The 23,896-nt window shown below is 60.3% G+C and carries 26 protein-coding genes; 20 read left to right on the top strand and 6 right to left on the bottom strand.

The features are described 5' to 3' along the window. Positions 1-62: 62 nt before the first annotated feature. The 6 genes from ACYVAC_RS18360 (at position 63) to ACYVAC_RS18335 (ending at position 5,156) form a co-directional block, all read left to right on the top strand. The gene (locus ACYVAC_RS18360; protein ID WP_461099235.1) at positions 63-674 is read left to right on the top strand and encodes a fumarylacetoacetate hydrolase family protein; all 612 of its coding nucleotides are present in this window, start codon (positions 63-65) and stop codon (positions 672-674) included. A 54-nt stretch (positions 675-728) separates the two neighbouring features. Beyond that, entirely contained in the window at positions 729-2,822 is a 2,094-nt protein-coding gene (locus ACYVAC_RS18355; RefSeq protein ID WP_461099234.1) for a M23 family metallopeptidase, read from the top strand. 45 nt (positions 2,823-2,867) lie between these two features. After that, entirely contained in the window at positions 2,868-3,317 is a 450-nt protein-coding gene (gene bcp, locus ACYVAC_RS18350) for a thioredoxin-dependent thiol peroxidase (protein ID WP_461099233.1), read from the top strand. A gap of 277 nt (positions 3,318-3,594) precedes the next feature. Next, a complete protein-coding gene (locus ACYVAC_RS18345) occupies positions 3,595-4,167 on the top strand; it encodes an RNA polymerase sigma factor (RefSeq protein ID WP_461099232.1) in 573 nt (190 codons plus the stop codon). A 73-nt stretch (positions 4,168-4,240) separates the two neighbouring features. After that, a complete protein-coding gene (locus tag ACYVAC_RS18340) occupies positions 4,241-4,705 on the top strand; it encodes a hypothetical protein (protein ID WP_461099231.1) in 465 nt (154 codons plus the stop codon). A gap of 25 nt (positions 4,706-4,730) precedes the next feature. Then, the gene (locus ACYVAC_RS18335) at positions 4,731-5,156 is read left to right on the top strand and encodes a hypothetical protein (protein ID WP_461099230.1); all 426 of its coding nucleotides are present in this window, start codon (positions 4,731-4,733) and stop codon (positions 5,154-5,156) included. A gap of 83 nt (positions 5,157-5,239) precedes the next feature. Here the strand turns inward: ACYVAC_RS18335 and ACYVAC_RS18330 are convergent, their stop codons facing one another. The 3 genes from ACYVAC_RS18330 to ACYVAC_RS18320 form a co-directional block, all read right to left on the bottom strand. After that, positions 5,240-6,262, bottom strand: coding sequence for a LiaI-LiaF-like domain-containing protein (locus ACYVAC_RS18330; RefSeq protein ID WP_461099229.1), 1,023 nt, complete (start codon positions 6,260-6,262; stop codon positions 5,240-5,242). A gap of 55 nt (positions 6,263-6,317) precedes the next feature. Further along, a complete protein-coding gene (locus ACYVAC_RS18325) occupies positions 6,318-6,788 on the bottom strand; it encodes a PspC domain-containing protein (RefSeq protein WP_461099228.1) in 471 nt (156 codons plus the stop codon). 198 nt (positions 6,789-6,986) lie between these two features. Then, positions 6,987-7,607: an N-(5'-phosphoribosyl)anthranilate isomerase gene (locus ACYVAC_RS18320; RefSeq protein ID WP_461099227.1), complete on the bottom strand. Its 621-nt coding sequence runs from the start codon at positions 7,605-7,607 to the stop codon at positions 6,987-6,989. Between the two features lie 220 nt (positions 7,608-7,827). Here ACYVAC_RS18320 and mnmA point away from each other — a divergent pair, with 220 nt between their 5' ends. From mnmA to ACYVAC_RS18250, 14 genes are all read left to right on the top strand, one after another. Beyond that, positions 7,828-9,000: a tRNA 2-thiouridine(34) synthase MnmA gene (mnmA, locus tag ACYVAC_RS18315; RefSeq protein ID WP_461099226.1), complete on the top strand. Its 1,173-nt coding sequence runs from the start codon at positions 7,828-7,830 to the stop codon at positions 8,998-9,000. Between the two features lie 87 nt (positions 9,001-9,087). Further along, entirely contained in the window at positions 9,088-9,624 is a 537-nt protein-coding gene (locus tag ACYVAC_RS18310; protein WP_461099225.1) for a DinB family protein, read from the top strand. A gap of 19 nt (positions 9,625-9,643) precedes the next feature. Beyond that, positions 9,644-10,333: a 3-keto-disaccharide hydrolase gene (locus ACYVAC_RS18305; RefSeq protein ID WP_461099224.1), complete on the top strand. Its 690-nt coding sequence runs from the start codon at positions 9,644-9,646 to the stop codon at positions 10,331-10,333. 22 nt (positions 10,334-10,355) lie between these two features. Continuing rightward, complete coding sequence (locus ACYVAC_RS18300; RefSeq protein WP_461099223.1) at positions 10,356-10,571, top strand: hypothetical protein; 216 nt, start codon at positions 10,356-10,358, stop codon at positions 10,569-10,571. A gap of 276 nt (positions 10,572-10,847) precedes the next feature. Continuing rightward, positions 10,848-11,519 (top strand): HAD family hydrolase, encoded by a 672-nt coding sequence (locus tag ACYVAC_RS18295; protein WP_461099222.1) that lies wholly within the window; start codon positions 10,848-10,850, stop codon positions 11,517-11,519. A gap of 66 nt (positions 11,520-11,585) precedes the next feature. Further along, entirely contained in the window at positions 11,586-12,677 is a 1,092-nt protein-coding gene (locus ACYVAC_RS18290) for an agmatine deiminase family protein (RefSeq protein WP_461099221.1), read from the top strand. A 6-nt stretch (positions 12,678-12,683) separates the two neighbouring features. Continuing rightward, positions 12,684-13,484: an APH(3') family aminoglycoside O-phosphotransferase gene (locus ACYVAC_RS18285; protein ID WP_461099220.1), complete on the top strand. Its 801-nt coding sequence runs from the start codon at positions 12,684-12,686 to the stop codon at positions 13,482-13,484. Then, entirely contained in the window at positions 13,481-13,834 is a 354-nt protein-coding gene (locus ACYVAC_RS18280) for a n-acetylglutamate synthase (RefSeq protein WP_461099219.1), read from the top strand. The genes ACYVAC_RS18285 and ACYVAC_RS18280 overlap by 4 nt, the downstream gene beginning before the upstream one ends. A 6-nt stretch (positions 13,835-13,840) precedes the next feature. Continuing rightward, positions 13,841-14,587: a hypothetical protein gene (locus ACYVAC_RS18275; RefSeq protein ID WP_461099218.1), complete on the top strand. Its 747-nt coding sequence runs from the start codon at positions 13,841-13,843 to the stop codon at positions 14,585-14,587. A 133-nt stretch (positions 14,588-14,720) separates the two neighbouring features. Then, on the top strand, positions 14,721-17,075 hold the full coding sequence (locus tag ACYVAC_RS18270; protein WP_461099217.1) for a peptidylprolyl isomerase: 2,355 nt from the start codon (positions 14,721-14,723) through the stop codon (positions 17,073-17,075). Between the two features lie 63 nt (positions 17,076-17,138). Beyond that, positions 17,139-18,515, top strand: coding sequence for a peptidylprolyl isomerase (locus ACYVAC_RS18265; RefSeq protein ID WP_461099216.1), 1,377 nt, complete (start codon positions 17,139-17,141; stop codon positions 18,513-18,515). A 256-nt stretch (positions 18,516-18,771) separates the two neighbouring features. Next, positions 18,772-19,734: an AAA family ATPase gene (locus tag ACYVAC_RS18260; RefSeq protein WP_461099215.1), complete on the top strand. Its 963-nt coding sequence runs from the start codon at positions 18,772-18,774 to the stop codon at positions 19,732-19,734. 105 nt (positions 19,735-19,839) lie between these two features. Next, entirely contained in the window at positions 19,840-20,187 is a 348-nt protein-coding gene (locus ACYVAC_RS18255; RefSeq protein ID WP_461099214.1) for an ArsR/SmtB family transcription factor, read from the top strand. Positions 20,188-20,232: 45 nt separating this feature from the next. Further along, positions 20,233-20,784: a DUF6428 family protein gene (locus tag ACYVAC_RS18250; protein WP_461099213.1), complete on the top strand. Its 552-nt coding sequence runs from the start codon at positions 20,233-20,235 to the stop codon at positions 20,782-20,784. On the opposite strand, the gene ACYVAC_RS18245 is transcribed toward ACYVAC_RS18250, so the two are convergent. The 3 genes from ACYVAC_RS18245 to ACYVAC_RS18235 are packed head-to-tail and all read right to left on the bottom strand — an operon-like array spanning position 20,781 to position 23,723. Continuing rightward, the gene (locus ACYVAC_RS18245; RefSeq protein ID WP_461099212.1) at positions 20,781-20,966 is read right to left on the bottom strand and encodes a hypothetical protein; all 186 of its coding nucleotides are present in this window, start codon (positions 20,964-20,966) and stop codon (positions 20,781-20,783) included. The two genes, ACYVAC_RS18250 and ACYVAC_RS18245, sit on opposite strands and share 4 nt — an antisense overlap. 49 nt (positions 20,967-21,015) lie before the next feature. Beyond that, on the bottom strand, positions 21,016-22,050 hold the full coding sequence (locus ACYVAC_RS18240; protein WP_461099211.1) for an ABC transporter ATP-binding protein: 1,035 nt from the start codon (positions 22,048-22,050) through the stop codon (positions 21,016-21,018). Positions 22,051-22,100: 50 nt separating this feature from the next. After that, complete coding sequence (locus ACYVAC_RS18235) at positions 22,101-23,723, bottom strand: NADP-dependent glyceraldehyde-3-phosphate dehydrogenase (RefSeq protein ID WP_461099210.1); 1,623 nt, start codon at positions 23,721-23,723, stop codon at positions 22,101-22,103. Positions 23,724-23,896: the final 173 nt, after the last annotated feature.

Raw genomic sequence — 23,896 nt, 5'->3', positions numbered from 1 at the left:
TTTTTCGCCGGCGGCCCGATCTGCTCACTTCGTTTGATGGCCCCCGGGCCGTGCTCATCCCTATGAAAATCATCTGCGTTGGCCGCAACTACGTGGACCATATCCACGAACTGAACAACGAAATACCCGACGATCCCGTCATCTTTATGAAGCCCGAAACGGCCATTCCGCTCCGGAATGAGCCTTTTTTCTACCCCGACTTCTCCAGCGATGTGCACCACGAAGTCGAAGTGCTGGTCAAGATCAACCGGGTTGGCAAAAACATCGACGCGAAATTCGCCCATAAATACTACGACGAAATCGGCATCGGCATCGACTTCACCGCCCGCGATCTGCAGAGCAAGCTGAAAGCGAAAGGATTGCCCTGGGAGCTGGCCAAAGGCTTCAACGGCTCGGCCCCTATCTCGGGTTTCGTGCCGAAAAGTGATTTTCCGGACCTCCAGAACCTCGATTTTCACCTCGACGTAAACGGCGAGGTACGGCAGCGCGGCAACACCAGTCTGATGCTCTATAAAATTGATTACCTGATTGCCTTTGTGTCACGCTACTTCCTGCTGCAGCAGGGCGATATTCTGTTTACGGGTACACCCAAAGGCGTGGGCCCGGTTCAGGTTGGCGACACGCTCACGGCGTATCTGGCCGGTGCGCCCCTGCTCACCTTCGATGTAAAATAGGTTCGGTCGGGCGGGCGTCCTGCCGGGCACCCACCTGCTTTTTAGTTCGATTCGTTGAAGCGTCTACTCCGTTATACCCTCGTTACGCTGCTGGCCAGCGCCGGGCTCGCCGTTGGTCAGCGACCAACTCCGCAGCCGGCCGACCGGCCCACCGGCTACATCCTGCCGAACACGCTGCAGGCTGGCTATTTTCAGTTCCCCATTCAGCCCGGCCGTGTCAACTCGCTGTCGGGTGGCCTGGGCGATCTGCGTCCCAATCATTTTCACGCCGGGCTCGACATCCGGACCGGGGGCCGCGAGGGCCTGCCTGTCCATGCAGCCGCCGACGGCTACGTGTCGCGCATTGCGGTATTTACGGGTGGCTACGGCAACGTGGTGTTTCTGAAGCATCCCAATGGCCTGACCACGGTGTATGGGCACCTCAAAACCCTCAACGATACGCTGGGGCGCTACCTGCGCACCCAGCAGTACGCCCGCCAAACGTTTGAGATCGACCTGCGCCCGGCGCCCGGTCAGTTTCCGGTCCGGCAGGGCGACGTCATTGCCGCATCGGGCAATACGGGGGGATCGGGTGGCCCCCACCTCCATTTTGAAGTGCGCGACGCCCGCGATAACCTGATCAACCCCCTGCTCTACGGCTTTCCCGAGCTGAGCGACGATGTGCCGCCCTATTTTGAGCGCATCGCCCTCAAAACCATGACCGCCGATTCGCGCATCAACGGTGAGTACCAGCGGGTAAGCTACGTGCCGGTTCGGAAATTGGATGGAACCTATACGCTGTCGCAGCCGGTGTCGGCCTCGGGCCTGATCGGGCTCGAAGTGCTGGGCTACGACAAAGCCAACGGCTCACCCTACCGTAACGGCATCAGCTGCCTCGAAATCAAACTCGACGGCCGGGAGGTATTTGCCTACAACATGAACAGCTTCCCCAACGAGCAGACGCGGTTTATGAACATCCACGAAAACTACGAAGTGGAGCAAACCAGCGGGCAGCGCTACCATCGCGGCTACATCGCCGACGGAAATCTGCTGAACCTCTACAAGGTACCGAGCAATGCAGCCTATCGGGGCCGGCTGCCCCTGCTCGACGGCAAGCCCCACGAGGTAACGCTCACGCTGTTCGACGCTTACGACCACCCGGCCCGGCTCACCTTCACGCTGCTGCCCGACGGCGTGCCGGTGCCGCCACCACCCGCCGACACCCTCGGCGTGGATACCGACTCGGCCGATACCGACGAAGCGCCACGACCCGTAGTGAGCCCGCCGTCCCCGGTCGGGCCACCCTCGGCAACGATCACCACCGATGAGAACGTGCTGAAGCTAAGCGTCCGAAACGTGTCGGCTACCAACCCGCCGGTGGCCCGGCTCATGAGCGGGCGCACCGCCACCGACCTGCCGGCCAGCTACGTGCGCAACGACCGGGCTGTGTACCTGATCGACCTGCGGCAGTACCTGCCCGACTCGGTGCTGTTTGGGCGGAGTGTGGTACGCACGTACTTCAAAAAACGCATCCTGCCGGGCCGGGCCGAAACGCTCGTGGTCGGCTCGGCACGCCTGTCGTTTGGCCCCAAAACACTGTTCGATACGCTGCACCTGGCCGTCCGGCCGCTGGCGGGCAGCGGACTCGAGATCAACCAGTCGACCATTCCGCTCAACGAGCTGCTGACGATCGATTACCAGCCCACAGGCCCGATGCCCGCCGACACGGCCCGGACCAAAATGTACTGGACGAGTGGCGGCCGGGCCAGTTTTCTGGGCGGCACCTGGCGATCAGGCCGGATTGAGTTTAAAACACGGTCGCTGGGGCGGTTTCAACTCATGACCGACAGCAACGCCCCCACGGTGCAGATCCTGTCGGCAACCCCCGCCGGCATTACCGCCCGCATCCGCGACGACCTGTCGGGCATTGCCGACTTCCGGGCGCTGGTCAATGGTGAGTGGGTGCTGATGCAATACGATTACAAGCGGGCGCTGCTCTGGTCGGACCCACTCGAGCCGGGTACGCCCTTCGAGCCCGGCGATGAGGTATTGGTGCAGGTAAAAGACCGGTCGGGCAACATTGGCTCCGACAGTACCGTGGTGGCCGCCCCCCGCCCGCCCGTTCGGCGCGCCCCGGCCCGCCCGTCATCCCGTAAACGAAAACGCTGACCGGAGCCGCCGTTGCCGCCAGGCGCTCCTTAACCCTTCTTTGTCATGTCTCTATCTGTTGGCGATAAAGCCCCCGACTTCAGCAGTTTTGATCAGGACGGACAGCCCATCCGGTTGTCTGATTTTGCCGGCCGCAAAGTGGCCCTGTACTTTTACCCCAAAGACGATACGCCCGGCTGTACGGCCCAGGCCTGCAGCCTGCGCGACGGGTATGCCGACCTGCAGGCTGCCGGTTACGAGGTGCTGGGCGTCAGCACCGACTCGTCGGCCTCGCACCAGAAGTTCCGGAAAAAGTACGACCTGCCGTTCCGGCTCATTGCCGATACCGATCAGCAGCTGGTGCAGGCTTACGGGGTCTGGCAGGAAAAATCGATGTACGGCCGGACCTACATGGGCACGGTGCGCACGACCTTTGTAATCGACGAGCAGGGCCTCATTACCGAAATCATCGGCAAGGTCGATACGAAGCAGCACGCCCGGCAGCTGCTGGGCTAAGCAGGGGTCGGGCCGCTTCCGGGCCGCATTCATGCGGGCCCGAACTAGATTTTCCCGAGGCAAACAAATATATTGGCCGCCATGAACCGGGCTCAGCCACCCCAGCCTGTCCGGTTTACGGGCGGTCGCGCTCACCACACCGGACAGGCAGCTGACCGATGCGGTACCGAACCTACGGGTGTCCGCTACGGTTTAGGCAGATACGACGCACCGCCACTGCACGGCGGGGCGCCGGCCGCGCCAACCGGCCAACCGGATCCTGTTGACACAGACCTGAATGACTGACGAAGAACTCCTAGCCAAATTTCGCGACCCGTCGAGCCGGAACTATGCCTTCAATCTGCTGGTACGCAAATACCAGCAGAAGATTTACTGGCACGTCCGGAAGATGGTCATTGACCACGATGACGCCGATGATCTGGTACAGGAAACGTTTATTAAAGTCTGGAACAGCCTGGAACAGTTTCGGGGTGATAGTCAGTTGTACACGTGGGTGTACCGGATTGCGACCAACGAGTGCCTGAACTTCCTTAACAAGAAACGACGGCGCTTTTTCCTGCCCATCGGCGATGTGGAGGGCGAGCTGATGGAGAAGCTGGAAAGCAATACCGACTACGTGACGTCGGGACAGGAGCCCTCGGGCGACGAGGTGCAGCTGAAACTACAGAAAGCCCTGCTCAAACTCCCCGACAAGCAGCGACTGGTGTTCAACATGAAGTACTTCGACGACATGAAATACGAGGATATTTCGGCCATCACCGGCACGTCGGTGGGCGCGCTGAAAGCTTCTTATCACCTGGCCGTCAAAAAAATCGAGGATTTCATTACCAAAACCGACACGACGGATTAAACCCCGACCGGAGCGGCTGGTCCAATGGCTATACAACCGGAATTGGCCGTAAGGCTTGTACAGACGAAATACTATGAATACCGATGATTTTTTCCGCTTAGACGAACTGCCTCCCGAGCATCCGTTGCGGCAGCAGCCGTTTCAGGCGCCAGCGGGTTACTTCGATCAGCTGCCGATGCGGGTGCAGGCCCGCGTGGCCCGCAAGGCCAAACCGGCCTTCTCCATCAGCTGGTCGTGGCAGCGGTCGGCGGCCACGCTGGCGGGTGCCGGACTGGTGGCCGTTCTGATCTGGCAAACACTGCCCCAGCGGCAGGAATCGCTGCCCAGCGAAGCCCTCAACGGGGTGAGCAACGAGATGATTCTGGCGTACCTGAACGATCAGGGGGTAGACCCCTACGAGATGGCTGACACACAACAGATTCATGCCTCGCTCGGCAGCGATACCACGGCCATCCCTTACCTGAATGTGCAGCCGGCCGATATCAAACAGCACATTGACGAGCAAAACCTTACGGAGTCGCTGGAAGTCGACTCCTGACCATCTGATGCCTAACTTTACCGCAATGAAAAACGCATGTTTTGGTTTGCTGGTCGGTCTGTTGCTGACCGCATTCACCGCCGGGGCGCAGGACCCCAATGGCCGCCAGAAAATCGAATCGGCCAAGATCGGGATGATTACCAACCGACTCAACCTGACGCCCGATCAGGCGCCGTCGTTCTGGGCGGTCTACAACGAATACAATGGCAAAAAGCAGGAGCTGAACCGGCGCATCCGCCAGCTCAATAACGAGCCCGGCCGGAGTAACCTGAATAACGACCAGTTGCTGAACGGGATCCGTGAGGTCAATGCCACGAAGCAGAAACTGGCTGATCTCGACGAAGAATACACCAACCGGTTTCTGAAAGTAATCAGCCCGCAACAGCTGGCTGAACTCTACAAAACCGAGCAGATGTTTAATCAGATGCTGCTGAAGCGGCTCAACAATTAAGCGTCTGCCAACGCAGAACGGGTTTACAAGGGCTATACCGATTAGTGGAACAGCCCTTGTAAACCCGTTCTGCATTATGGATGCTAGTACCGGATCACCTTGAAGCTCGAAATGCCGCCTTCGAACCGGATGGTCATCTTTTTGGTGGCCGCTGCGTAGCCGGGGCTGGTATATTCACCCCCACCCTCGTCGGTGAAATCGTCGAGGTCGTCGATGTTCAGGGCACCATCTTTCTTGATGCGGCATCCAACCTCCTTCGGTACACGAACGGTTACCGAAGCCGCCCCAACCTCGAGCTTGATATCGGCCTGATCGGCCCGGGCGCCCAGTTTCAGATCGAGTTCGGCCGCACCAGCCCCCACGTTCAGCGACCGGACGGCATAGGCGCTCAGATCGAGCTTACCCTGGCCGGCCCCCAGGCCAATATCCATCGACCAGACGGGTTTGGTATTCAGGTGAATAGCCACCGTGTTTTCGTACGAATCCTGCCCCAGTCGCAGGCGCTGGCTTTCTTCGGTTGGTTTCAGCTCTACGGTCGGAATCCGGGTGGTAGGATCCCGATCGACCGACATCGAGTAGCTCCCGATGGTCTGGCGGGTATCGGCCCGGAAGAGTTCGGTGCTGGGGGTGCCGATGGTAAAGCGACCGGCCCCGCCCGACAGTTTCAGTACAGCCTCACGGGTATCGTCGGTCATAGCCTCCGCGAAGGTGTTTGTGCGCACCGCACTGCTCCCCCGCCGTTCCCGTTCCCGGCGGTAGTCCGACTCATTATCATCGTCGTCATCGGCTTCGTCGTCCTCCTCATCGTCCGAGTCGCGGTCGCGGCTGTTCCAGTGAACGCCATAGCCCCGGCTGTCGCGGGCAAACAGTCCGAACAGCGTGGCCGGTACGGCAACGCCCAGCATCACCGTGGTGACAAAGGCAAGCGGATTGCCCAGCCGGTTCAGGATCAGGTTGACGCCGGCCAGAATCAGCAGCACAGGCCAGAGATCGGTTAAGGTGTGCCAGTCGCCCTGCATCCAGCCCGCGTTGCGGAGCAGATACAGTACGCCAAGCGTGAGCAGAAAAATACCCCAGAATAAGCCGTTGTGTTGTCGTCGTTGCATGGCAGGTGGTTAGAAAGCGGTCGGCCGGATGGATCCGGCCGACCGTAGTGAGTCATTACAGCCCCGGGTTATTGGTAGGGTCGTTGTGGTGGCTATCGTATGGCTGTTTGATCCGGTCCCGAAAGATCAGCCACAGGCCAACCGCAATCAGAATAAACGGCCACAGGTCGCCAAAATCGATGTTGAAGTACCGATCGAGCAGAAAGAGCACGCCCAGAATGATGAGCACCGCACCACCAATCAGGCTGCGATTTTGCGACGTGGGGTTGTTTGGATTATAGGGATTCATAGAAAAGATGGGGTTTGCGTAGGCGATTGATGAATGGACCGATGCACCGGCGGCCTGTTTAGGCAGCACAATCCACAAGATAGCATAAATCAGCAGGGCCGGAAAACCCGGCAGCGGAATGCCAATCAGAAAAAGCAGTCGCACCACCGTGCGGTTGATACCGAAATAGTGAGCGAGTCCGGCTGCGACACCGCCGACCATAGCCTCGTCGGGGATGCGCTCTAATCGTTGTGTCATGGCGTTATGTCGTTTAGTTGACGATGTAAACCTACGACTCCCTCCCGACGCCAAAAATCAGAATTGGACAAATGGCGGGGGGTCTGGATGGAAGTATGTTTTCAATGATAGTAGGTAATACACAGTAGTGAATCGACCGCGTTTTTGACTGGCCTACGGGCCACCTGACCAGCCGGCCACAATGATGGTTTCCGGGGCTTAGTCTTCCTCGATGGCTTCGAGAATATCCATGAGTTCGCCGAACTCTTTGTTGCCGGGCTGCTCTTCGGTGCCGCCACGCAGGGCAATACCCCGCACCGGTATCCGGGCCAGCAGCGCGTGGATGGTGTCGGCACTGATGCCTGTGCCCAGTAGAATAGGATAGCGTCCCGCCAGCGCATCGACAATGGCCATAAAGGCGTCGTCGACGGGCTGGCCGTTGCGGCTTTCGAGCAGGATATACTCGGCTGTTGCCGATCCATCGCGTACCACGCTTTCCAGCTGCGCCACGGGCGTTGCATCGGTATCGATGCGCAGAATGAGGGGCTTTTCAAACGAAGCCATGTAGGGCAGCAGCGCGGGGTCGCCCAGCTGCAGCCAGTCGGGCTGGTAGGTCTGGAGCATGGCTTCAATCTCGGCGGGGTCGGTCGAAGTCGTTTCGCCCACAATGGCCACCCCGGCTACCCACCCCCGGATGTCGGTAAACAGGGCCGGCTCGATGTAGTCGGGCGACTGGGGGTCCATGGAAAAGCCGAGCTGATCGACCCCCATGCCGGCACAGTAGCGGGCGTCGCTGAGGTTGGTGATATTGGAAATTTTGACAAAGGTCTGGAGTGCCATGATGCCGGTGTTGCCTGGTTGATACGCAGAATTGGACCGCAAAGGTAAGCCGCCGGCCGGATTTGTGAAGCCGACCGGCCCCGAAGCCCGGCTGCGGCCGGCAATCGCCGACCCGGAAACCAAAAGGCGGTCGGCCGGTGTTCGGGGGTAGTCGGTACCGTTGCCGATTCAGCAAAAGAAGGGCTTTGAACCCTTTCGGGCCGCCGTTGCGGCAACACACATGAGTAAACACGGACGTATTCTGGTCGCCATGAGTGGCGGCATCGACTCGTCGCTGGCAGCCGTCATGCTGCACGAAGAAGGCTACGAAGTCATTGGCATGACCATGAAAACATGGGACTATGCCTCCTCGGGTGGCAGCAAGAAAGAAACCGGCTGCTGCAGCCTCGACAGTATTAACGACGCGCGTAACATTGCCGTCAGCCTGGGCTTCCCCCACTACATCCTCGACATCCGCGAAGAGTTTGGCGACTCGGTGATCGACCATTTCACGGGCGAGTACCTCGAAGGCCGCACCCCCAACCCCTGCGTGCTCTGCAACACCCACATCAAATGGGATGCGCTGCTGCGCCGGGCCGACCGGCTCGACTGCGAGTCGATCGCCACGGGCCACTACGCCCACATCCGGCAGGATCAGAGCGAAGGCCCTTCAAACGGCCGCTACGTGATTTCGCGCGGCATCGACACGCTGAAGGATCAGTCGTATGTACTGTGGGGTGTTTCGCAGGAAAGTCTGAGTCGTACCAAGGTGCCCCTGGGGCACCTCCGCAAGTCGGAAATCCGGCAGATGGCCACCGAGCGCGGTTTCATCGAACTGGTAACTAAATCGGAGTCGTACGAGATCTGTTTTGTGCCCGACAACGATTACCGAGGTTTTCTGAAGCGCCGGGTGCCGGGTCTGGAGCAGGAAGTAGCCGGCGGCAACTTTGTGCAGGAAGGCACGGGCAAGGTTCTGGGCAAACACGATGGCTATCCGTTCTACACCATCGGGCAGCGTAAGGGCCTGGGCATGGCGTTCGGACAGCCCATGTTTGTTACGGAAATCCGGAAAGACACCAACGAAGTGGTATTGGGGATCGACAAAGACCTGTATCGCGACGGGATGACGGTGGGCAAACTGAACCTGCAGAAATACCCGGTCCTGACCACCCCGCTGCAGACCGTGACCAAAGTGCGGTATAAAGATCCGGGCACGCCCGCCCTCGTCAGCCAGTCGGGCGACACCATCGATGTGCGCTTCAGCGAAGGTGTGTCGGCCATTGCACCGGGCCAGGCCGCTGTTTTCTACGAAGGCGACGACGTGGTGGGCGGGGGCTGGATCCTCAAAAGCTACCGGCAGGAGCCGTCTGCTGCCATTCCGGCAGCCGGGCAGCTGAGCACGTCGGCTGTTTAGGATTTATCGCGTTATTTGCCTGTACGGTCAGCGCCGGCGGTCGACCCGACAACCGGCGCTGACCGTTTTTTTAGCTGCCCCCTACCTATGTCCTATTCCGATCCTGAGTACCTGCGTTTTCCCATCGGCCCGTGGCAGGGTCGCCCGTCGTATTCATCCGACGATATGTACTATTTGATCGACCGCATCCGGCAACTGCCGGGCGAGTATGCCGACAAACTGGCCAACCGATCGGACGACGATCTGAACCGGCAGTATCGCCCCGATAGCTGGACGGTATTGCAACTGGTTCACCACGTGGCCGACACCCATTTGCTGCACTATCTCCGGCTGAAACACGCCCTGACCGAATCCGACACGAAGGCCGTGGTGGGCGATGTCGATGCCTGGGCATCGCTGGATGAAGCCCAGACGGCTCCGGTTGCGTTTTCGCTCACGATGCTGCAGGGAACGCACGAGCGGCTGGCCTGGCTGGCCCAGACCCTGACACCCACCGAGCTGGCCCTGACCTACTACCACCCGATTCGCCAGAAACACCTGTCGCTGGCCGACGCACTGTCGATTACGGTCTGGCATGCCGAACACCACCTGGCCCACATCGGGCTGGCCCTCAAAAACCACTAGTCGCCAACGCCCGTCCGCTATGCTTACCCTCCGCCTGCTGGCTGCCCTGCTGCTGACCATCCTTGCTCCGCTGGCCCTCGCCCAGACGCCCCCCACCGGCCACCCCAATACCAACACGGCGGGCTGGCAGCCGCTGTTCGAACGCGATCTGTCGAACGCCAATTACCCCAAAGGTATCTGGACGTACGACGAGGGCGAGCTGACGGCCTCGGCCGATAAAGCCATCTGGACCGTGGTGCCCTACGACGATTTTGTGCTCGACCTGCAGTTCAGGACAGCGCCGGGCACCAACAGCGGGGTGGTCGTACACGCCAGCGACACAACCAACTGGATTCCGAATTCGGTAGAGATTCAGATTGCCGATGATTTTGCCGATCAGTGGGCCAAAGCTCCGGCCAACTGGCGCAGCGGGGCCTTTTTTGGGCACCAGGCCGCTACCAAAAGCGTGGTAAAGAAGCCCGGCGAGTGGAACCGGTACACCATCACCTGCCAGGGCAAGATGATCTACGTTGTGCTGAACAACCAGCTGGTCAACACCATCGACCTGCGGCAGTTTCCAACGGCCACCCAGAACCCGGATGGGTCGGACGTGCCCGCCTGGCTGAACAAAGCCCCCGACGCCCTGCCGCTGCATGGCTTTATCGGACTGCAGGGCAAACACGCCGGCGCACCGATCTATTTCCGAAACGTTAAAATCAAACCCCTGTAGGCACTGCCTGCGCGGCCCGCGTATGAACCAGACCCGACACAGTCAGGCCCTGCCTGAACTTCGCTTTTCGCTGAACCTGCTGTACGTGGGACGCCTGCTGCTGGGCATGAACCAGGCCAACGTGCTCGACCGCGAACGCATCGATGGCATCGACGAACGCATTGAAGCCGTCACCGACGAACTGGTGGCAACTGAACTGCTCCACGAAGCCGCCCTGCTGGCGGGAGACAGGCTGTAAGATTGGAGTGTGTAGTTTGTGGTTTGTGGTTTTCAGTTTTCAGTTTACGGTTTACTGAATGGAATCGGGTAGTTCGTCGCTTCTGCCAATCCCTGGCTTATCGAAGCTTCTGCACAAACGCCAGACCACCCGCTGACCCGGCCCCACTGAAAACCACACACTACCAACCCAAAGCCCTGAACATCAAACCACGAACTGAAAACCACAAACAACAAACCACAAACCACAAACAACAAACTGTAAACCAAAAACTGTAAACTGAAAACTGAAAACCCTATGCTCCACGCCTGGGCCGCGCTGTTCGACATGGACGGCGTACTGGTCGATAACACCGACTTTCACATCAACGCCTGGATTCAGTTTGCCCAGCAAAACGGCATGACGCTGACCCGCGAACAATACGTCGAACACATCAACGGCCGCGTGTCGGCCGATGCCATGGCCTACGTATTCGGCCACCCGCTGTCGCCGGATGAACTAACCCGGCGGACGGAAGAAAAGGAAGGCATCTACCGCACCTTATACCGCCCCCATCGCCGGCCAACTACCGGGCTGGTGACGTTTCTGAAGGCCCTGCAACAAGCCCACATTCCGGCGGCTGTGGGCACATCGGCCCCCGTCAGCAACCTGGGCTACACCCTCGATGGGCTGGCCCTGCGCCCCTACTTCAAGACGGTTGTCGATGCCAGCATGGTCAGCCGGGGCAAACCCGACCCCGAGATTTACCAGATAGCCGCCCAGCGGGTCAACACCCCCGCCAGCCGCTGCGTGGTGTTCGAAGATGCCTTTGCGGGCATCGAAGCCGGGCTGCGGGCAGGCATGATCGTGGTGGCGCTGGCCACTACGCACAGCCGGCAGGAGCTGACCGACACGGGGGCCTCGCTCATTATCGATGATTTTGCGGGCCTGACCCCTGCCGCTGTTGCGGGGCTCTTTCCGTCGGAATAGCGGGGTTGGCTGGCGGCAGGCGGACCGATTTTCGTAGCTTTGCGGCCGTAAACTACTTTCGTTTCCATGGCGCTGCCGACGACTGCCTCTGTGTTGACTCCTGATTTTATTCCTGCCCGGCATGGGTTTTTCTTTCCGCCCGAGTGGCACCCGCACGTAGCCACGTGGCTCAGCTGGCCCCATACCGAAGCTTCCTGGACCACCGAGCGGCTACCGCTGATGCTGCCGGCTTACATCGACTTTATCAAAGCCATTGCGGCCAGTGAACAGGTCTGCATCAACGCCCACAATGCGTCGGTGATGCAGACCGCTGCCGGACTACTCGAAGCGGCCGGGGCCGACATGAGCCGTATCACGCTGCTGCCCCACCCCACCAACGACTCCTGGTGCCGCGACCACGGCCCCGCATTCCTGATCAACCCCGACCGGCAGGAGCGCCTGATCGTCAACTGGGCCTACAACGCCTGGGGCGGCAAATACCCACCCTTCGATCTCGACAACCAGATTCCGGTGGCCATTGCCAACTACCGCCAGCTGCCCTACGTAACACCCATGGCCGGCGGCCGGCCGGTGATCATGGAGGGTGGGTCGGTCGAGTTCAACGGCGCGGGAACGGTGCTGACCAGCCGGGCCTGCCTGCTCAACCAGAACCGCAACAACCACCTCAACCAGGGCGACATCGAAACCCTGCTGTGCAACTACTACGGGGTGCAGCAGGTACTCTGGGTCGAAGAAGGCATTGTGGGCGACGATACCGACGGCCACATCGATGATACGGTCCGCTTCGTGAACGAAGACACGGTGATTGCGGCATACGAAGCCAACAAAGCCGACGCCAACTACCCCTTCCTGCAGGACATTCACCACGAGCTGAAACAAATGCGGCTGCTCAACGGCAAGCAGCTCAATATCGTGGAACTGCCCATGCCCGACCCTGTCGTAAGCGACGGGCTGCGGCTGCCGGCCTCGTACGCCAATTTCCTGATTACCAACGGATCCGTGATCGTGCCTACCTTCCGGTGTGCGCAAGACCAGCCCGCCCTCGATCTGATCGGGCAGTGTTTTCCCGGCCGGTCGGTAGTCGGCATCGACTCTACCGACATTGTATGGGGACTCGGCAGCTTCCACTGCCTGAGCCAGCAGGAACCGGCCCTCTAGGTACCCATGCTAGCGATCGACAACCTGCCCCGGCCCTTGCGGGCCTGCCTGCTCGCCCGTGGGCTGACGGCGGGTCTGTCGGTTGTGGATGCAGGGCAGTCTTCGGCCCAGGTCTTTCGGCTGTCGGGCCAGGATACATCGGCTTACCTGAAGCTGGGTCCGGCCGATCTGTTGGGTGGGCTGAGCCACGAAGCCGAAGCCACCCGCTGGCTCCTCGGGCAGGGCATTCCGGCTCCCGAATGCCTGTATGCCGGGTCACACGCCGGCATCGACTACCTGCTGACGCGGGCCATACCGGGTCGGCCGGCCGATGACCCCGGCTGGCTGACCGACCCACACCGGCTGATCGATGGCGTGGCCGTTGCCCTGCGCCGGCTGCACAGCCTCGACCCGGCCCACTGCCCGTTCGACCAGCGGACAGACACGAAACTGCGGCAACTGGCCGATCGCGTGGCCCGGGGGCTGGTCGATGCCGACGATTTCGACCCGGCCAACCGGGGGCTGCCCCCCGCGACAATCCTGAATCAGCTGCGGGCTGATCGACCGGCGACCGACGACTGGGTGGTTACCCACGGCGACTGTGGCCTGTCGAATCTGCTGCTCGACAACTGGGCGCTGAGCGGCTTTATCGATCTGGGCGAACTGGGCGTTGGCGATCGGTACCTCGATCTGGCGCTGTGCCTGCGCGACCTGACCGACGCCCTGGGTACCGATCGGTTTACGACCCGGTTTCTGACGGCCTACGGGCTGACCAACCCTGATTATGACAAGATCCGGTACTTCAGACTGCTGGACGAACTACGATGACGATGCATTACGACGGAAAAGTATTCGTGTCGCGCCAGAACACCGCCAATGGTGAGGTCGGCAGCGACACCCGGTTTTACTACCATCAGGAAGGCCGGCTGGTCTGGGCCGAATACAGCGGGGGCGCCATCGTGCGGGGTACCCTGCTGGCCACGGTTGGCCCCGACAACACCCTCGATATGCGCTACCAGCATGTCAATCTGGCCGGGGACCTGATGACCGGCCGTTGCCACACCACGCCCGAACGGCTGCCCGACGGACGACTGCGGCTCCACGAACGCTGGCAGTGGACCAGCGGAGATGGGTCGGCCGGCGAGTCAATTGTTGAGGAAGTGCCCAACCCTGCCTGATCTGCCATGCTCAAAATACCACTCTACGCGGGCCTGCTGGTACTGGCCCTGGCCTGCGCGCCAACCAAATCCATTACGGCCGAACTGCAGCCAACGACGCTGCAGGCGGTTAACCTCGAAGAAACCCTCAGCCGGCGCGACGAGCTGATGCTGGCCTACTCGCTCACGAGCTACGATGCCGCCAACAGGGCGACCGCCGTTGTCAACGGTGGCTGGGGTGTGGAGGTAGTTCGCAAAGGGCAGCAGCTGAATCTGCCTACGCTGGCCAACCCCGCCCTCCCCATTCAGCTGCCGGTACCGCCCAACGGCCGCGTGGTTGCGTCGCTGGTGCTGATCGAAGTCGACGATTATAACCGCGCCCAGAAGCTGCTCGAACAGGTCCGGCGCATTCATAACATCGTGGCGGGGCCGGCATCGTTCCTGCTGACCGCTACCGAAGTGCTAACCCCGCTGCGCTACATCGCGGCCGGTCTGGTAGCGTCGGGGCTGGGTATGACGCTCATGGATCACCTCGACGACGACGATCTGCTCGGCCAGAGCAGTGTCGACCTGCGCGAGGCCGACCTGCGCCAGAACCGGCAGGGGTATGTACGGGTGCCCGTCGTCTTTTCGGGTCAAAATCTGCGCGATGCCTTCGACTACCGGCTCAGCTACGACATCCGGCTGATCAAAGGACGCGCGAAAAAAAACCAGCCCGCCCCGACCCGGCTAACGGTTAGCCCGGCCGTTGCCGCGCCCCCGGCCAATAAGTAAGCCCCCGACATCGTTCAGAACCCGGGCAGTGACGGGGGCCGGGCGAATGTTTTTGACCCGTCTGCCGTTTACCGATTACCGGACCATCGACCCCGATCACTCAGTTAGTACCCATCACCATTTCCCCGACGCTATGCGCCAACTTACTGGCGGTTTGTTGCTGACCCTGCTGGCGGCTGCCTGCAAAACAACCGCTCCGGTGGTTCAGCCGACGCCCCCCCAGCCCGTTCTGATCACACTGGGCAACAAGTCGTTTACAACCGACGACTTCTTTCAGTCGTACACCAAAAATCAACTGTCGGCCGACTCCGTTCAGCGGACCGACATTCGCAACTACCTTGATCTGTACACCAACCTCAAGCTGAAGGTGGTGGCGGCCGAAGCCCAGGGGCGCGACACCACCGAAGCCTTCCGGGAGGAGATCAACACCTACCGCAAACAACTGGCCCAGTCGTACCTGACCGACAAGGTACTGGTCGAATCGCTGGCGGCCGAAGCCTACCAGCGGATGCAGCAGGAAGTAAATGCGTCGCACCTGCTGATTGCCCTCTCCGACGATGCCGCCCCTGCCGATACGCTGGCGGCCTACCAGTCGGCGCTGGCGCTCCGCAGGCAGCTGCAGGGTGGAGCCGACTTTGCCCAACTCGCCCGCGAACGCTCCAACGACCCGCTTACAGCGGCCAATGGCGGCAATCTGGGTTATTTTACGGCGTTTTCAGTAGTGTATCCGCTCGAAACGGCCGCCTACGAAACACCGGTTGGTCAGGTATCGCCCCCCGTACGGACCCGCTTTGGGTATCACCTCGTCCGGGTCAACGACCGTCGGGCCAGCCGGGGGCTGGTCAAAGTGGCGCATATCCTGGTCCGGATGAGTCCGGGTGCCGGCGAAGCTGGTCAGCAGAAAGCCCAGCAGCGCATCGACGCGGCCTACGCCCGTCTGCAACAGGGCGAAGCGTTCGAAACGGTCTGTCGCGACGTATCGGACGATGCGACCTCGCGGCTGTCAGGTGGGGTGTTGCCCATCGTCGAAACGGGTCGGCAGGTGCCGGCGTTCGAAGAAGCGGCCTTTGCCCTCGCCCGCCCCGGCGACTTTTCGAAGCCGGTGAAAACAAACTACGGCTGGCACATTCTCAAACTCATCGAACGGCGCGGCATTCAGCCCTACGCCGACCTCGCCCCGTCGCTGCGGCAACGCGTGACTACTGATTCGCGGGCCGAGGTGATGCGGCAGGCCGTGCTGCAACGGCTCCGGAAAACGCATACCGTACGGCCCGATATGGCTGTGTTTGCGCAGGTGCAGACCCTGGCCGACAGCAGCCTGCTGCGCGGTGGGTGGCGCTACGCCGAACCGCTGCCACCCGCCCTGCAAAACAAAACGCTCGTAACGGTCGACACGACACCCTTCTCCGTTAATCAGTTTCTCGACTACGTGCGGCAGCATCAGCAGCCGGCCCGTAACCCGAGCCTGACCGCGCCGGCCGCGCAGCCCGTGGCCCCGGCTCCCAACGGATCGCCGGCGGTGGCCATGCAGCGGCAGTTCGACCGGTTTGTGGGCGATCAGGTGCTGGCGGCCGAAGAAAACAGCCTCGAGACCAAATCGCCCGATTTCCGGGCGCTGATGAGCGAAATCCGCGATGGCGTGCTGCTGTCGCAGATGATGGAGCAGAATGTCTGGGAGCGGTCGATTGCCGACTCGCTGGGCCAGAAAGCGTACTACGAAGCCCACAAGGCCGACTACCAGTTTCCCGAACGGGTGCAGGCCACGATCCTGACCGCCCCGACCGACGCCGTGCTGAAACAGGCCCAGGACGTACTGGCGGGTAAAGCGCCCTATGCCCTGCGCCGGGCCAGCACCCCGCTCTACTTCGACCGCACGCAGACAAGCCTGTCGGCCAAAAGCCTCGAGTCGCTCTACGAAGCGGTGGCGGTTCTGGCGCGCAACCCCGACTACGTGGTCGAACTGGGCGGTGCGCACGATCCGGCCGAACGTGACTCGGTATCGGCGGGCCGCATTCGCAATGCCGTTGCTTACCTCCGGCAAAACGGCATTGCGCTAAGCCGTATTATGGAGAAAGACTACCAGGGAGTGCGCCCCGGTGAAGCCCGGCAGGAAGCGGGCCAGCAGCGCCGGCTTACCCTCCAGTACTACTCCAATGCCAAAGCCGATGCCATTGCCGCTCTCAACGCCCGCACGGGTGCCGAGCCGGTAACGATCACAGAAGGCCTCTACGCTCAGGGTACCAATCCGCTGATCGACGGCATCGATCCCTGGAAACCTAATTCTACTACCGTACTGCATCCGGGTGGTAAAGCCGTTGCCGTGCTGCTCGGCCGCATCGAACCGGCCCGGGCCAAAACCTTTGCCGAAGCCCGGGGCGCGGTGATCAATGCCTACCAGGCTCAGCTCGAACAGCAGTGGATGGCCCGGCTGCGTCAACAGTACCCGGTGCAGCTCAACGAAGCGGAGTTGCGTAAACTGCACCGCTAGTACCCCCTTCTTAAAAATGGTTAAAAGCCGGAACGTATGGCGTTCCCTCGTTATCTTTAGGACATGAAACAATGTATGAACACCATCGCGCTGGCGCTGGTAGGCTGGCTGGTTACGATGACGGCCTTTGGGCAGGGACAGCCGGTGAGCATCAATAAGATTATCGCCAAAGTTGATAACTACTACGTGCTGCGCTCCGATCTCGACGAGACCATGCAGTCGTACACCAGTCAGAACCAGCAGGCGCCCCCCCGCTGCCAGGTGCTCGAGAGTCTGGTCATCAATAAAATGATGCTGGCCAAAGCCGATATCGACTCGGTAGTGGTCGATGATAAACTCGTCGACAGCGAACTCGATACCCGTATGCAGTACATGGTGTCGCAGTTCGGTTCCGAAAAAAACATTGTCGAAGCCTACGGCAAAAGCCTTGAGATGCTGAAAAGCGAACTGCGCCAGCAGGTGAAAGATCAGAAAGTGGTGCAGAAAATGCAGCAGAAGATCACCACCGACGTGAAGGTGACGCCCCGCGATGTGCGGAAGTTTTTCGACGCCATTCCCCGCGATTCGCTGCCCTACATGCCGGCCGACGTTGAAGTAGGTCAGATTGTACGGTTCGCCAAACCTACCAAAGAACAGAAAGAAGCCCTTCGCCAGAAACTGCTCGACTTTAAAAAGCGGGTCGAAGCCGGCGAAGATTTCGCCAAGCTGGCCAAGGAAAACTCGGAAGACGTTGGCTCGGCCGAAAAAGGGGGCGACCTGGGCTTCGCCAAACGGGGTATGATGGTGGCGCCGTTTGAAGGCGCGGCCCTCAAGCTGAAACCCAACGAACTATCCGACGTGGTCGAGTCTGACTTTGGGCTTCACCTGATTCAGCTGCTCGAAACCCGCGGGGCCGAGTACCACGCCCGCCACATTCTGCTGCGCCCCGACTACAACCGGCTCGACCTGACCGGCCCTACCCGCTTCCTGGACAGCCTGAAACAGCTGATCGCGGTCGACTCAATCAAGTTCGAAAAGGCGGCTCACGATTTTTCGGAAGATAAGAATACGGCCGATGCCGGTGGTCTGCTCCGCGACCCGCAGTCGGGCAGTTCGCGGCTGGCGATGGATGGTACGATGGAATACGCCATGTTCTCTATGCTCGACACCATGAAAGTCGGTACCCTGTCGGCTCCGCTGCCCTACCGGACCGAAGATGGCAAGAGTGCCATGCGTATCCTGTACTTCAAAAGCAAAGTCGATCCGCACACGGCCGACTTTAAAATCGACTTCGAGAAGCTGCAAAACATCGTGCTGCAGAACAAAAAGAACCGGGCCATAGACGACTGGTTCAGAAAGTCGGTTGCCGACGTGTATATTACCCTCGACCCCGAGTTTCAGGGCTGCCGCATTTTCGGCACTACCCAAACCAGTGCCGCCCAGCTGGGGGGTGGTGAATGACGGGGTAGAGTCAGGGAGTTATAGGGTTGGACCGTTATAGAGTTAGGGAGTTGAAGCGTTAGCGCGTTGTTTAGTTAGCTGGTCGACAGGTTAGCTACGCTCAGGCCTGACGGATAACGCAAGCAAGCGTCCAGGCACGCTACCGTTAAAACGTTCCAACCCTACAACTATAAAACCGCCCAACCCTACAACGTTAAAACGACCCAACTTCCCCCCGATCAACGTTACCAATCCATAACCTTCTAACCTAACCATTGTGGCTTATTCTTCTGATGTGGAGGCTGCCAAGGCCCTGACCAGTTCCTACGAAAACCTCAAGCGCGAAATTGGCAAAGTCGTTATTGGCCAGGACGATACGGTCCGGCTGCTGCTGACGGCCATCTTCTGCCAGGGCCACTGTCTGCTGGTGGGTGTGCCGGGCCTGGCCAAAACGCTGCTGATCCAGACCATTGCGGGGGTACTCGACCTCGACTTCAACCGCATCCAGTTTACGCCCGATCTGATGCCCTCCGACATTCTGGGCTCCGAAACCCTCGATCAGGAGCGTAACTTCAAATTCATCAAAGGCCCCGTTTTTGCCAACATCATCCTGGCCGATGAAATTAACCGGACGCCACCCAAAACCCAGTCGGCCCTGCTCGAAGCCATGCAGGAGTACTCGGTGACGATTGCCGGGCAGAAATATCCGCTGAGCCGCCCGTTCTTCGTACTGGCTACCCAGAACCCCATCGAACAGGAAGGTACTTACCCCCTGCCCGAAGCCCAGCTCGACCGGTTTATGTTCAACATTTACCTCGATTACCCCTCGTACCAGTCGGAGCTCGACATCGTGAAGAGCACGACAACCGACAAACGGATCGAGGTGCAGCGCATACTGACCGGCGAACAGATTCGGGAGTTTCAGCACCTGGTTCGGCGCGTACCAGTGGTCGACAATGTCATCGAGTACGCCGTTAAACTCGTTCATAAAACGCGCCCGAACACCGAACTGGCGGCCCCCGACACCAACCAGTATCTGGAGTGGGGCGCGGGTCCGCGGGCATCGCAGGCGCTTATTCTGGCCGCCAAATGCAACGCCCTGCTCAATGGCAAATACTCGCCCGACATCGAAGATATTCAGGCGGTCGCCCTGCCCATTCTGCGGCACCGGGTGGTTCGAAACTTCAAGGCCGAGGCCGAAGGGATCTCGGTCGAACAGCTGATCAAGCGCCTGCTCTAGACATAGACGGGCTGTCACAATCCAGAAAAGGCTCTACCCGGAGCCTTTTTTTTGATCAGGCAAAATCAATCGTATTATTACGATTGATTTTGCTACCTTTGTTGCATGGGCGTTACGAAAACCGAAATCTTTACGACTGAACAGAACCGGCTGGCCGATCTGGCGAAAGCCTTTGCCCACCCCGCCCGGGTCGCCATTCTGCAGCTGCTCATCAGCCGAAAGGCCTGTATCTGTGGCGATCTGGTCGATGAACTGAATCTGGCCCAGGCCACCGTATCGCAGCATCTCAAAGAACTCAAGCGGATCGGTATCATCCGGGGTGATATCGATCCGCCCCGCGTCTGCTACTGCCTCAATCCACCCGTCTGGGCCGAGGCCCGGCGCTTGTTTGGTGATTTGTTCGACCAAGGAGCAGCTTCGTTACCCGACGAGTCGGCAACTAACTGCTGCTGACCACTCTTTTTTTACGTTTATCAATCGCAATATTACAATATACCAATGGGAACAAACCAGACCCTCACGGATCGCCTGAGCTGGCAGTCATTCACGACGATGCTCAGCCGATTCCCCGACCACGAACTGCAGTTTGCCTATGGAGCCAACGAGCGGGTGGCGCCCAATTATCACATTACCGAAATCAAACAGGTGGTGATTCAGTCGGTCGACTGTGGCGGTCAGCGCAACGCTTGGACCGAAATTGTGCTGCAGCTCTGGGAGCCCGGCGGAGCCGCAACCGGCCGGGCCATGCCGGTTCGGAAAGCGTTGTCGATTGTCGAACTGGTGCAGCAGCAGCTACCCCTCGACCCGGCGGCTCCGGTGAAGATTGAATTTGGCAACAGTCGCTTCGACACCCGACAGCTGTACCCGGTCGACTGGCTATTGACCAGCGACCAGCTGACGGTACGGCTCACACCCGACCAGACCCAGTGTAAGGCCCAGAACCGACCCGGGCCCGACGGCACCCTGGCGGCCTGTTGTGGCCCCCTGGATGCGATCGAGCCCGTAGCGGTCGACGCCTGTGTGCCCGGCAGTGGTTGCTGCGGAGCTTAGTCCTGGTCAGCCGCTTCGTCGCTGGTGTTTGTTTTGCCCAGGAAATCATCCTGCTTACCGGTCGAATCGTCGTCGACGCCCGAAGCATCCACGTTGTCGGTGTCTTCTCCGACCAGGAAATTCTCCTCGGGGTGCAGGCTGGTATCGGTTTTGATATCGGGCGAATCAGGGTTGCGGTTCATGGCATGCGTTGGTTTGTTCGATCGTATAACCCCGGTCACGGCCAATGGTTCAGGCTTTGAGCGGCCAGATGGCCGGGTCGGTTACCCGCAGATGCACCGTATCGCCCACCTGCAGGTCGCGCCGGTTGGTCAGCACATGTAGGGTCAGGTAGCGCGACAGCGTAACGTCCAGTTCGTAGCTGGCCCCCAGAAAATAGCGGGCCCGCACCTGCCCCGGCACCCCGGCCGAATCGAGCTGCAGCTGTTCGGGGCGAATGGCAAACCGCTGCTCGGGCGAGCCTCCGCTGGCTGGCAGCCCCAGCTCAGGCAGTTGCCGCGCCCGGAGGATATTGACCCGGCCCGTCAGCCGGGCGGCATAGGCGGTTTTGGGTTGCCGATAAACCGTTTCGGGGTCGTCGAGCTGAATGAGCCGCCCGTCGCGCAGAATACCGATCCGATCGGCCAGCGACAGGGCATCCGTAGCATCGTGGGTAACAAACAGGCAGGCTGTCTGCTGCGCCCGAATCAGTTCAAACAGCACCTCCCGCACCAGCAACCGGTTGGGCAGGTCGAGGTGGCTGAACGGTTCGTCGAGCAGCAGCACGGCGGGCGTGTCGGCAATGGCGCGGGCAATGGCTGTGCGCTGCTTTTCGCCCCCCGACACCTGCCGGGGCAGGCGGTCCTGCACCTCCGTGAGCCGGCACAGCCGCAGCAGTTCATCCACGCGGTAGGCCCGATACGACGCTTCGAAAAAGCGCAGGGCGTAGGCGATATTCTCGCGAATCGACACGTTGGGCATCAGCTGGTATTCCTGATGCACCAGCCGGATGGCCGGATGGCCCGCAATGAGCACCTCGGCCGGTCCGGGCACCCGTTCGCCGTTGAGCGTTACTGCGCCCGCATCGGCATCGGCCAGGCCGGCCAGTAGATTCAGCAGGGTACTCTTGCCCGAACCGCTCGCCCCCACAAGGGCCACAATACGGCCTGGTTCGAGCGTCAGCGACACCGACCGAACGGCCCGGACATCGCCCGTGAAGACTTTGGTTAGTTTATCGGCAATCAGCAAAAGCAGGGCTGGCGCGTCGGTGCCCACTGGCCCAAACACGCCGTTTACAGGCCGGCGGGGGCTGCGCGGATGCAGCCCCCGGCCCGGACTTAGAAAATAAAATTGGTACTCAGAAAGTCGGACTTGTGCTCGCCGACGATCTCGTTCAGGATGGCTTTGTTGGCATCGGTTTCCTTGGTAGCCACGCAGGTCCGGATCGAGAACGACCGCAGCGCATCCTCGACCGACAAAGTTCCTTCGGCCGAATCTTTACGCCCCGTAAACGGAAACGTATCGGGCCCCCGCTGACACTGGGCGTTGATGTTGACCCGGCATACCAGGTTAACGAGTGGATCAATCAGCTCGGCAATGCGATCGGTATCGGTACCAAACACACTGGCCTGCATGCCGTGGTCGTCGGTGATCAGGTACTGGATAAACTCCTCCACATCGTCGTACACTACCACGGGCACCACGGGCCCGAACTGCTCTTCGCGGTACAGTTTCATGCCCTCACGAACGGGATATACGACAGCCGGCCGGAACAGCGAGCCCGCCGACTCCCCTCCGCCGTCGTTGACCACCGTGGCGCCCCCCGCTTCGGCATCGCGGATGCAGTCGTTCAGATAGGCCACTTTACCCGGTTCGGGCAGCGGGGTAATCTGCGTGCCGGCATCCCAGGGCATACCCGGCTTGAGCTGGCTTACGGCCGGCCCAAACTTGGCCAGAAAGGCATCGGCAATGGAGCGGTGCGCCCAGATAATCTTGATGGCGGTACAGCGCTGGCCATTGAACGAGAGCGAGCCCAGCAGGCATTCACTGACGGCCACATCGAGATCGGCGTCAGGCAGAATGATGGCGGCATTTTTCGCGTCCAGGCTCATAATCGACCGCAACCGGTTCAGCTTGGGGTGGTGGCGCTGCAGTTCGTCGGCCACGCGGCTCGATCCGATCAGCGTCAGTACGTTGACCTTACCCGACTGCATAAGCGGTGGAATGACGTTGGCGCCCCGGCCGTAGATCGAGTTGACAACCCCTTTGGGAAAGCTGGTGCGAAAGGCTTCGAGCAGCGGGTAGTGTAGTAACGAGCCGTGTTTGGGCGTTTTGAAGAGGATGGTATTCCCCATCAGAATGCTCGGGATAAGCGTAGTGTAGGTTTCGTTGAGCGGGTAGTTGAACGGCCCCATCGCCAGCACAACGCCCAGGGGCGACCGGCGAATCTGGCCAATGATTCCCTCCGCCACGCGGAAGCGCGACCCCGACCGGTCGATATCTTTCAGGGCATCGATGGTGTCGTAGATATATTTCACCGTGCGGTCGAACTCCTTTGTCGAGTCAGGCAGGTTTTTCCCGATCTCCCACATCATCAGACTGATAACCCGGCTGCGCTGCTCGAGCATTTTGCCCACAAAGGTTTCCATGCAGCGGATCCGGTCGGCCACCGACATGGTTGGCCATTCGCCCCGGCCGTTGTCATAGGCGGCTACAGCCGCATCGAGGGCTTCCATGGCCTCGGCCGGACCCGTCACCGGAAAACTGCCCACCAGCCGGGGTTTGAACGTACCGTCGGGCTGGGGTTCGCTGATCTGGGAAAACACATTGGTCGTCGGCCCTTGCCAGGCGCGCATCTCACCATTGATAAGGTATTCGCGCTGGTGCAGCGGCTCGAGAGCGTAGGCCGCGGGAATCTGGTCGTCGGCCGGAAACAGCTGACTGAGAGCTTGGGTGTTCATAGGGTTGGTTGTGGTTGTACAGATATCGGCGGTAAACGTCGCCATTGCCGGGTCGAAATCCAACCCGGTGCTGTGCGTCGTAAAGTTGGGTATCAGTAACGTCAGCAAGTTAGCTACTTTCATGGCTTTTATAAATCGACTACGATATGGCACGTGCCGTTGAGATGGGGCAG

The organism is Spirosoma luteolum (genome assembly GCF_054778875.1).
The sequence above is the reverse complement of the archived record's forward strand: the minus strand, read 5'-3'. Positions and strand labels throughout refer to the sequence as shown.

Coding starts and splice junctions, on each gene's coding strand:
- ACYVAC_RS18310 (WP_461099225.1), top strand. CDS start 9,088: ATGTCCTATTCCGATCCTGAGTACCTGCGTTTTCCCATCGGCCCGTGG.
- mnmA (WP_461099226.1), top strand. CDS start 7,828: ATGAGTAAACACGGACGTATTCTGGTCGCCATGAGTGGCGGCATCGAC.
- ACYVAC_RS18295 (WP_461099222.1), top strand. CDS start 10,848: ATGCTCCACGCCTGGGCCGCGCTGTTCGACATGGACGGCGTACTGGTC.
- ACYVAC_RS18245 (WP_461099212.1), bottom strand. CDS start 20,966: ATGAACCGCAACCCTGATTCGCCCGATATCAAAACCGATACCAGCCTG.
- ACYVAC_RS18300 (WP_461099223.1), top strand. CDS start 10,356: ATGAACCAGACCCGACACAGTCAGGCCCTGCCTGAACTTCGCTTTTCG.
- ACYVAC_RS18335 (WP_461099230.1), top strand. CDS start 4,731: ATGAAAAACGCATGTTTTGGTTTGCTGGTCGGTCTGTTGCTGACCGCA.
- ACYVAC_RS18325 (WP_461099228.1), bottom strand. CDS start 6,788: ATGACACAACGATTAGAGCGCATCCCCGACGAGGCTATGGTCGGCGGT.
- ACYVAC_RS18280 (WP_461099219.1), top strand. CDS start 13,481: ATGACGATGCATTACGACGGAAAAGTATTCGTGTCGCGCCAGAACACC.
- ACYVAC_RS18270 (WP_461099217.1), top strand. CDS start 14,721: ATGCGCCAACTTACTGGCGGTTTGTTGCTGACCCTGCTGGCGGCTGCC.
- ACYVAC_RS18320 (WP_461099227.1), bottom strand. CDS start 7,607: ATGGCACTCCAGACCTTTGTCAAAATTTCCAATATCACCAACCTCAGC.
- ACYVAC_RS18290 (WP_461099221.1), top strand. CDS start 11,586: ATGGCGCTGCCGACGACTGCCTCTGTGTTGACTCCTGATTTTATTCCT.
- ACYVAC_RS18360 (WP_461099235.1), top strand. CDS start 63: ATGAAAATCATCTGCGTTGGCCGCAACTACGTGGACCATATCCACGAA.
- ACYVAC_RS18330 (WP_461099229.1), bottom strand. CDS start 6,262: ATGCAACGACGACAACACAACGGCTTATTCTGGGGTATTTTTCTGCTC.
- ACYVAC_RS18275 (WP_461099218.1), top strand. CDS start 13,841: ATGCTCAAAATACCACTCTACGCGGGCCTGCTGGTACTGGCCCTGGCC.
- ACYVAC_RS18250 (WP_461099213.1), top strand. CDS start 20,233: ATGGGAACAAACCAGACCCTCACGGATCGCCTGAGCTGGCAGTCATTC.
- ACYVAC_RS18235 (WP_461099210.1), bottom strand. CDS start 23,723: ATGAACACCCAAGCTCTCAGTCAGCTGTTTCCGGCCGACGACCAGATT.
- bcp (WP_461099233.1), top strand. CDS start 2,868: ATGTCTCTATCTGTTGGCGATAAAGCCCCCGACTTCAGCAGTTTTGAT.
- ACYVAC_RS18340 (WP_461099231.1), top strand. CDS start 4,241: ATGAATACCGATGATTTTTTCCGCTTAGACGAACTGCCTCCCGAGCAT.
- ACYVAC_RS18255 (WP_461099214.1), top strand. CDS start 19,840: ATGGGCGTTACGAAAACCGAAATCTTTACGACTGAACAGAACCGGCTG.
- ACYVAC_RS18265 (WP_461099216.1), top strand. CDS start 17,139: ATGAAACAATGTATGAACACCATCGCGCTGGCGCTGGTAGGCTGGCTG.
- ACYVAC_RS18285 (WP_461099220.1), top strand. CDS start 12,684: ATGCTAGCGATCGACAACCTGCCCCGGCCCTTGCGGGCCTGCCTGCTC.
- ACYVAC_RS18345 (WP_461099232.1), top strand. CDS start 3,595: ATGACTGACGAAGAACTCCTAGCCAAATTTCGCGACCCGTCGAGCCGG.
- ACYVAC_RS18305 (WP_461099224.1), top strand. CDS start 9,644: ATGCTTACCCTCCGCCTGCTGGCTGCCCTGCTGCTGACCATCCTTGCT.